The sequence below is a fragment of the Elioraea sp. genome (assembly GCF_051860475.1).
Classification (GTDB): Bacteria; Pseudomonadota; Alphaproteobacteria; order Acetobacterales; family Acetobacteraceae; genus Elioraea.
Map to the genome: position 1 here is coordinate 1 of NZ_JBHYDW010000167.1, position 8,511 is coordinate 8,511.

7 protein-coding genes are annotated in these 8,511 nt (G+C 72.2%); 5 read left to right on the top strand and 2 right to left on the bottom strand.

What is annotated here, in order from left to right:
- Positions 1 to 457, top strand: a 457-nt coding sequence (locus ACTIFU_RS20565; protein WP_439580190.1) for an META domain-containing protein, incomplete at its 5' end; no start/stop codon positions are given.
- Here the strand turns inward: ACTIFU_RS20565 and ACTIFU_RS20570 are convergent.
- A complete protein-coding gene (locus tag ACTIFU_RS20570) occupies positions 445 to 1,323 on the bottom strand; it encodes a DMT family transporter (RefSeq protein WP_439580191.1) in 879 nt (292 codons plus the stop codon). The two genes, ACTIFU_RS20565 and ACTIFU_RS20570, sit on opposite strands and share 13 nt — an antisense overlap.
- A 154-nt stretch (positions 1,324 to 1,477) precedes the next feature.
- Positions 1,478 to 2,617 (bottom strand): bifunctional 2-C-methyl-D-erythritol 4-phosphate cytidylyltransferase/2-C-methyl-D-erythritol 2,4-cyclodiphosphate synthase, encoded by a 1,140-nt coding sequence (locus ACTIFU_RS20575; RefSeq protein ID WP_439580192.1) that lies wholly within the window; start codon positions 2,615 to 2,617, stop codon positions 1,478 to 1,480.
- A gap of 252 nt (positions 2,618 to 2,869) precedes the next feature.
- Between ACTIFU_RS20575 and dusB the strand changes: the two genes are divergently transcribed.
- The 4 genes from dusB to ACTIFU_RS20595 all read left to right on the top strand — a co-directional run.
- Entirely contained in the window at positions 2,870 to 3,817 is a 948-nt protein-coding gene (dusB, locus tag ACTIFU_RS20580) for a tRNA dihydrouridine synthase DusB (RefSeq protein WP_439580196.1), read from the top strand.
- Positions 3,814 to 4,980 carry a two-component system sensor histidine kinase NtrB gene (locus ACTIFU_RS20585; protein WP_439580193.1) on the top strand — a complete coding sequence of 389 codons (1,167 nt, stop codon included), beginning with the start codon at positions 3,814 to 3,816 and terminating at the stop codon, positions 4,978 to 4,980. The genes dusB and ACTIFU_RS20585 overlap by 4 nt, the downstream gene beginning before the upstream one ends.
- Positions 4,977 to 6,419, top strand: coding sequence for a nitrogen regulation protein NR(I) (gene ntrC / locus ACTIFU_RS20590; protein WP_439580194.1), 1,443 nt, complete (start codon positions 4,977 to 4,979; stop codon positions 6,417 to 6,419). Before ACTIFU_RS20585 ends, ntrC begins: the two co-directional genes overlap by 4 nt.
- Positions 6,420 to 6,433: 14 nt before the next feature.
- The coding region (locus ACTIFU_RS20595; RefSeq protein WP_439580195.1) for a histidine kinase dimerization/phospho-acceptor domain-containing protein at positions 6,434 to 8,511 on the top strand (2,078 nt) is incomplete at its 3' end.

Below are 8,511 nucleotides of genomic sequence, written 5' to 3' on the forward strand. Positions count from 1 at the left end.
CGCGCGGCCGAAGATGGAAGGCGATGGGACCGAGGCGTCCGTGGTGGTGGAGCGGTTCACTGCCGTGCATCCGGGCGCGGCCTGCGAGCGTGCCGAGACCGCGCCTTCGCTGCGCAACACCTATTGGCGGATCACGCGGCTGCGCGACGTCACGATCGGCGCGGATCAGCGCCGGCGCGAGCCCTATCTGCTGCTGCTCGCCGATCAGCCGCGCTTCGCAGGCACGGTGGGCTGCAACCAGATGCTCGGCGGGGTCGAGATCGCAGGCCAGACGATCCGCTTCCACCCCGGCCCCTCGACGATGATGGCCTGTCCGCCGCCGCTCGACGTGCAGGAGCGGCTGTTCGCCGAGGTGCTCGGGACGGTCGCCGGCTGGCGGATCGACGGCCGGACGCTGGCGCTGCGGGATGGCGCGGGTCGGACGGTCGCGGATTTCGAGGCGGCCTATCGGCCCTGAGAGGTCTCGACCCGGGTCGCAAGCCGGATTCCGAGTGCGATCGGCACGATCGCGACCAGGTCGATCCCGCCGAGCGGCTCATCGAGGATCGCCCAGCCCATGATCAGCCCCACGGGGGGCATGAGGAAGTGCAGGGCGGTGGCGGAGCCCGCGCTGCCGCGGCGGAGCAGCAGGAACCAGAGCATCAGCGCGCCGACCGAGACGACGCCGATCTGCCAGGCCATCGCGGCGACGAACTGCACGCCGACCTGCATGGACGCAGGGCTTTCGAGCGCGAGGCCAAGCGGCAGCAGCGCGGCGCCGGCGGCGAGTTGCTGCGCGCCGACCACCACCATCAGCGGTGCGGTCGGCGAGACGCGCTTGAAGGCGATGGTGCCGGCGACCATGGCGGCGAGCGAGCCGATCATCAGCGCCACGCCGAGTGCGCTCTCGCCGGAGACGGCGATGCGGTGGCGCACCAGGAACGCGACGCCCGCGAAGCCGAGTGCGAGGCCGAGGATTCGGCGCGGCGTCAGACGTTCGCCGAGCAGCGGCACGGCCAGGGCCGCGACGACGATCGGCGCCGTGGAGGCGATGACGTTGGCGAGGCCGGAGGACAGCGGCTGGGCCATCGCGTTCCAGGCAAGCCCCTGGTAGCCGCCCTGGTTGAGCACGCCGAGCCAAGCGAGGGTAAGCCAGGGGATGCGGCCTCGGAGCTCGCCCCGCGCGGCGGCCCAGGCGAGCAGCAGCGCGCCCGCGATCAGGAAGCGGATGCCGAGGAACAGCGTCGGCGGGCTGACGGCAACAGCGAACTTCGTGGTCACGAAGGCCGAGGACCAGGTCAACACGAACAGCGCGACCAGGGTGAGGTAGAGCGGGCGAGACATCAAAAGAACGTAGGGGGGGGGGGGGGGGGGGGGGGGCCCCCCCCCCCCCCCCCCCCCACCCCCCCCCCCCGCCCCCCCCCCCGCCCCCCCCCCCCGCGGGGGGCGGCGCCCCCCCCCCCCCCCCCCCCCCCCCCCCCCCCCCCCCTGACGTTCTTCATGGCAGAAGAACCGTCACGGCGGCCTGCGCGGCGATCCCTTCACCCCGACCGGTGAAGCCGAGCCGTTCGGTCGTGGTCGCCTTCACCGACACGGCAGCGGCGTCGATGCCCATCAGCCCGGCCAGTCGCGCGCGCATCGCAAGAGTGTGGGGCGCGATCTTCGGGAGCTCGCAGATCAGTGTGACGTCGGCATGAACGATGCGTCCGCCGCGCGAGGCGACGCGGCCGGCGGCATGCTGCAAGAACAGCGCACTGTCGGCGTCCTTCCATGCGGAGTCGGAGGGTGGGAACTGCGTGCCGATGTCGCCTTCGGCCAGCGCGCCGTAGATCGCGTCACAGAGCGCATGGATGCCGACATCGGCGTCGGAGTATCCCGCAAGACCAAGCCGATGCGGCACGCGAATGCCACAGAGCATCAGCGCACGGTCGGGCGCGAAACGGTGCACGTCGACGCCGGTGCCGACGCGCGGCGAGAGGTGCGCGCCGAGCCCTGCCTCGGCGCGGGCGAGGTCGTCCGGGGTGGTCACTTTCAGGTTTTCCTCGGCACCCGGCACAAGGCGTACGCGCATCCCGGCCGCCTCGGCCACGGCGCCGTCATCGGTCAGCGACTGTCCGGCGGCGGCGCGGTGGGCGGCGAGGATCGGGGCGAAGCGGAAGCCCTGCGGCGTCTGCACCCGCCACAGCCCCTCGCGCGGGACGGTGCCTGCGACGATCCCACCGTCGGCGCGCTTCAGCGTGTCGGTGACGGGCAGGGCGGGCAGCACGGCCTCGGCCCCTGCGATGAGTGCGTCGCAGACGGCGTCGATCACGCGGGCGGGGATCATCGGACGGGCGGCGTCGTGGATCAGCACGGCATCGGGCGGGTCGGCGGCGAGCGCCTCCAGCCCGGCGCGGGCGCTGTCCTGGCGAGTGGCGCCACCCGGGACAAATCCCGCTTTCGGGAAATCGGGGCACGCGGGGGCGAGCGCCTCCACTTTTCCGACCAGCAGCACGCGCGCGACCCGGGGGTGGCTGGCGAAGGCCCGCGCCGCACGCGTGACGAGCGGCACGCCGCCGAGCGGGACGAACTGCTTCGCCTGCGCGCTCCCGAACCGGGTGCCCGAGCCTGCCGCCAGAATGAGCGCCGCGATCCGCATGGCGACCGGACGCTACGGGCAGGGCCGCGTCCGCACAACCGGCGCCGCGTTGCGCGGGAAGGGGCACTTCGGTAGTTTGCCCAAATCATGGGCATTCCAGCATCCGGGGCTCGGGGCTGCGCCGACGAGGCGCCCGATCAGCCGCTGCCGCGTCGGTCGCATGGTCCGCGTCCGCAGCGCCTGGCGGGCCCGCTCTCGCCGACCGTGCTCGGGACGGGGGCAGTGATCGAGACCCCGGTGATCCTGGCGCCGATGTCCGGCGTGACCGACCTGCCGTTCCGCCGGCTGGTGCACCGGCTCGGCGCGGGGCTGGTGGTGTCCGAGATGATCGCCTCCTGGGCGATGATCCGCGAGAACCGCCAGACCCTGAAGATGGCCGAGACCGACGAGGCGGCAGGTCCCATGGCGGTGCAGCTTGCCGGCTGCGACCCCGAGGCGATGGCGGAAGCGGCCAAGCTGAACCAGGATCGCGGGGCAGCGATCATCGACATCAATTTCGGCTGCCCGGTGAAGAAGGTCACGAATGGCCAGCACGCCGGCTCGGCGCTGATGCGCGACGAGGTGCTGGCCGCGCGGATCCTGGAGGCGACCGTGCGCGCCGTGTCGATCCCCGTGACGCTGAAGATGCGCATGGGCTGGGACCACGCCAGCCTCAATGCCCCACAGTTGGCACGCATCGCGGAGCAGTCGGGCATCCGCATGGTCACCGTGCATGGGCGCACGCGCCAGCAATTCTATGCCGGCAACGCGGACTGGGATTTTGTCGCGCAGGTGAAGCAGGCGGTGCGTCTGCCGGTGATCGTCAACGGCGACATCGTCACGGTGGAGGATGCGTCCGAGGCGATGGCGCGTTCAGGCGCGGACGGGGTGATGGTGGGCCGCGGCGCCTACGGCCGACCCTGGTTCCTGGCCCAGGTAGCGCATTACCTGTGTACCGGACTGCATCTGGCCGACCCGCCGCTCGCGGAGCAGCGTCGCATCCTGCGCGGCCACTACCGCGCCATGCTCGCTCATCACGGCGAGCATCCGGGGGTGCGTCTCGCGCGCAAGCATGTCGCCTGGTACTCGAAGGGTCTGCCCGGCTCGGCCGAGTTCCGTGCCGCGGTGAACCGCGCCGAGACGGCGGAGGAGGTCGAGGCGCTGATCGACGCATTCTACGCTCCGCTGATCGAAGCGGTCGAGGAGCGCCTCGCCGCATGAAGCCCTCGCGTGGCAGGCGCGCGCTGGCGGCCGTGAAGGACCTCGCCGAGGCGCCGGTGCGGCTGCTGCGGCCGGCCCCGGCGCAGCCCGACGCGGCCGCGATCCTCGCGGCCATGGCGACCGCGGTGGTGGTGCTCGACCGCGACGGGCGGTTCCGCAGCGCCAACCAGGCGGCCGAGCAGTTCTTCGGTCTCTCCGCCGCCTCGCTCCGGGCGACACGGCCCGGCGACCTGCTGGCCGCGGACCATCCGCTGATGGCGATGCTGGCGCAGGCGCTCGACGGTGCGGTGATCGTCGCCGACCACGACATGAGCTTCGAGAGCCCGCGGCTTGCCAAGCAGGGCATCTCAGTGACGGTGTCGCCGCTCGGCGATCCGGCCGACTGCGCGGTGGTCGAACTCGCCGACGGCTCCACCGCGCAGAAGCTCGATCGGCAGATGGGGTTCCGCAACGCCGCGCGCTCGGTCACCGGCATGGCGGCGATCCTGGCGCACGAGGTGAAGAACCCGCTCTCGGGCATCCGCGGCGCGGCGCAGCTGCTGGACGGCAGCGTGCCCGAGCAGGACCGCGAACTCACCCAGCTGATCCAGGACGAGGCGGACCGCATCCGCGCGCTGGTGGATCGGATGGAGGTGTTCTCCGACCGCGCGGTCGAGCACGGCCCGGTGAATATCCATCAGGTGCTGGAGCATGTGCGCCGGCTCGCGGCCAACGGCGTGGCGCGGCACGGGCGCATCGTCGAGACCTACGACCCGTCGCTGCCACCGGTCTGGGGCGACCGCGACCAGCTCGTGCAGGTGTTCCTCAACCTGGTGAAGAACGCCGCCGAGGCGCTGCCCGAGACCGGCGGCGTGATCGAGCTGGTCACGGCCTACCAGCACGGCGTGCGGCTGGCGGTGGGCGGGAAGGGCCGGCGCGTGCACCTGCCGCTCGTCGTGACCGTGCGCGACAATGGCAGCGGGATTCCCGAGGCGATCCGGCCCAACCTGTTCGACCCGTTCGTCACCAGCAAGCGCTCGGGCAGCGGGCTCGGGCTCGCCCTGGTCGCCAAGCTGGTCGGCGATCACGGCGGACTGATCGAGTACGACTCCGTGCCGGGCCGTACCTTGTTCCGCGTGCATCTCCCGGTGCAGCCCGGCGCGACCGACAGCGAGGCGTCATGACCGCCACCATCCTGGTCGCCGATGACGACCGCTCGATCCGCACCGTTCTCGGCCAGGCGCTGACGCGCTCGGGCTATCACGTGCGGACGACCGGCACCGCGGCGACTCTCTGGCGCTGGGTGGAGGACGGCGAGGGCGACCTCGTCATCACCGACGTGGTGATGCCGGACGAAAACGGGCTCGACCTGATCCCGCGCATCCGGCGCATCCGCCCGGAACTGCGCATCGTCGTCATGAGCGCGCAGTCGACCTTCACCACCGCAGTGAAGGCGGCACAGCGCGGCGCCTTCGAGTACCTGCCCAAGCCGTTCGACCTGAACGAGCTGCTCGCGGTGGTCGGCCGCGCGCTCGCCGTGCCCGCACCGGCGACCGACCCGGAGCCCGCCGCCGAGGAGGAGCGCCTGCCGCTGGTCGGCCGGTCGCCGGCGATGCAGGAGATCTACCGTACGGTCGCGCGCGTCACGACGACGGACCTGACGGTGATGATCACCGGCGAGTCCGGTACCGGCAAGGAGCTGGTCGCGCGCGCCCTGCACGACTACGGCGCGCGCCGGGGCGCCCCCTTCGTCGCGGTGAACATGGCCGCGATCCCGCGCGAGCTGATCGAGAGCGAGCTGTTCGGCCATGAGCGCGGCGCCTTCACCGGCGCGCTCCAGCGCAACCAGGGCCGGTTCGAGCAGGCCAACGGCGGCACGCTGTTCCTCGACGAGATCGGCGACATGCCGCCGGAGGCCCAGACGCGGCTTCTGCGCGTGCTGCAGGAGGGCGAGTTCACCACGGTCGGCGGGCGCACGCCGATCCGGGTGAACGTCCGCATCGTTGCCGCGACGCATCGCGACCTGCGCGCGCTGATCCGCCAGGGGATGTTCCGCGAGGATCTGTTCTATCGGCTCAACGTCGTGCCGATGCGCCTGCCGCCGTTGCGCGAGCGGATTGAGGACATTCCGCTGCTGGCGCGCCACTTCCTGGTCCAGGCGAAGGCGAAGGGCCTGCCGGCGAAGACGCTCACCGCCGAGGCGGTCGAGGCGCTCAGGGGATATGCTTGGCCGGGCAACGTGCGCGAGCTCGAGAACCTGATGCGCCGGCTCGCCGCCCTCTACCCGCAGGAGACGATCGGCGAGGACGTGATCGCCGGCGAACTCGCCGAGGCAGCCGCGCCGGCCACACCCGCTGCCCGGACGCCGGCCGAGCCGGAGAGCATGGCGCAGTCGGTCGAACGGCACCTGCGCGCCTATTTCGCCAGCCACAAAGAGGGCCTGCCGGCGTCCGGCGTCTATGACCGGGTGATCGCGGAGGTCGAGCGGCCGCTGATCCGGCTGACCCTTGCGGCGACGCGGGGCAACCAGATCAAGGCCGCCGCCGTGCTCGGACTGAACCGCAACACGCTGCGCAAGAAGATCCGGGAACTCGAGATCCCGGTCGTGCGCGGCCTCACCTGACCGGAGCCGCAACGATGGACGGGACCGCCGCCCGTCGGGTCTCGGAGCCCGACGCCGCGGTGCCGCGCTGGCGCCGGATGGGCTCGGCGCTGGCCGGCGGGCGGCTCGGCCGCTGGCTGACGATCGCGCTGGCGCTCGCCTCGCTCGCCGCCGGCGTGATCACCTTCGGCGCGATCACCGGCGCCGGCGCGCTCAGCCTGCCGCCGGGCAGCATCGTCGCGCTGGTCAACATCAATCTCGCGCTGCTGCTGGTGCTCGGCGCCGTGCTCGCCGTGCGCGTGGTGCGGGTCTGGGCCGAACGGCGGCGCGGCCTTGCGGGCTCGCGGCTGCATGTGCGGCTGGTGCTGCTGTTCGGCCTGGTCGCGGTGACGCCGACCATCATCGTCACCGTGTTCTCGGCGACCTTCTTCAATCGTGGGCTCGAGGCCTGGTTCAACGAGCGCGTGCGCACCGCACTCGAAGAGAGCCTTTCTGCCTCGCAGGCCTATCTGCGCGAGCACGAGCAGGCGCTGCGTGGCGAGGCGCTGGCGATGGCCTCTGACCTGAACCGCGCGGCTCCCGTGCTGCTGACCCAGGGGCCGCTGACCTTCCGGCTGATCGTCGAGCGCCAGGCGGCCGCGCGCGGGCTCTCGGAGGCGGTGGTGTTCGATGGCACGAGCGGCCGGCTGGTCGCCTCGGGCGGGATGATCACGCCGATGGCCGGCGAGGTGATGCCGTCCTGGGCGATCGCGTTCGCGCGTTCGGGCGAGGTGGCACTGCTGCCCACCGGCGATTCCGGGCGTGTCCGCGCGGTGGTGGAACTCGACCTGCCGGGGGATCTGTTCCTGCTGATCGGGCGACCGGTGGACTCGCAGGTGCTGGGGCACATGGAGCGCACCGAGCAGGCGGTCGCGCAGTACCGCGAGCTCGAAGCGTCGCGCTCGCGGTTCCAGGTGACGCTCGCCCTCGTCTATGCCGTCGTCGCGCTGCTCGTCCTGTTCGCTGCGGTGCTGATCGGGCTCGTGATCGCGGGTCAGCTCGCGCGTCCGATCTCCGGTCTGGTGTTCGCCGCCGAGCGCGCGCGCACCGGCGATCTCGGCGTGCGGGTTCCGGAGCGGCGCACGAACGACGAGATCAGCGTGCTGAGCCGCGCGTTCAACCGCATGATCGGCCAGCTCGAGGCGAACCGGACCGAGCTGATGGATGCCTATCGCCAGATCGACGAGCGCAGACGCTTCTCCGAGAGCGTGCTCGCGGGGGTCTCGGCCGGGGTGATCGGGCTCGACGCGGAGGGGCGGATCGACCTGCCGAACCGCTCGGCAAGCGAGCTGATGGGCATCGACCTGCTCGCGCGCGTCGGCCATCCGCTGGCCGAGGTGGTGCCGGAGTTCGCGCCGCTGCTGGCGGCGGCCGCGGCCGAGCAGGGCCGTCCCGTGCAGGGCGAGGTGCGCATCGGACTGCCGGCGAACCGGCGCACCCTGATCGTGCGCATCGGCGCCGAGGCCGCTGGGGGCGAGCTGCGCGGCTTCGTCGTCACCTTCGACGACGTCACCGCCCTGCTCGCGGCGCAGCGCCAGGCCGCCTGGGCGGATGTCGCGCGGCGGATCGCGCACGAGATCAAGAACCCGCTGACGCCGATCCAGCTCTCGGCCGAGCGGCTCAGGCGCAAGTATCTCGCCGAGATCGCCTCGGATCCCGAGACGTTCCGTACCTGCACCGAGACCATCATCCGCCAGGTCGGCGATATCGGCCGGATGGTGGACGAGTTCTCGGCCTTCGCGCGCATGCCCCAGCCGGTGCTGCGGCCCGAGGATCCGGGCGAGATCATCCGCCAGGCGGTGTTCCTCCAGCGCAACGCGCATCCCTCGATCGCCTATGCGGTCGATCTGCCGGACCACCCGCCGCGCGTCTCCTGCGACCGCCGGCTGATCAGCCAGGCGCTGACCAACCTGCTCGCCAACGCCGCCGACGCGGTCGCCGCGCGCCCGGGCGCCGGCGCGATCCGCGTGGCGCTGGAGCAGGCGCCGGGGGAACTGCGAATCGTCGTCGAGGACCACGGAGTCGGACTGCCGGAGGAGGGACGGGACGCGCTCACCGAGCCCTATGTGACGCG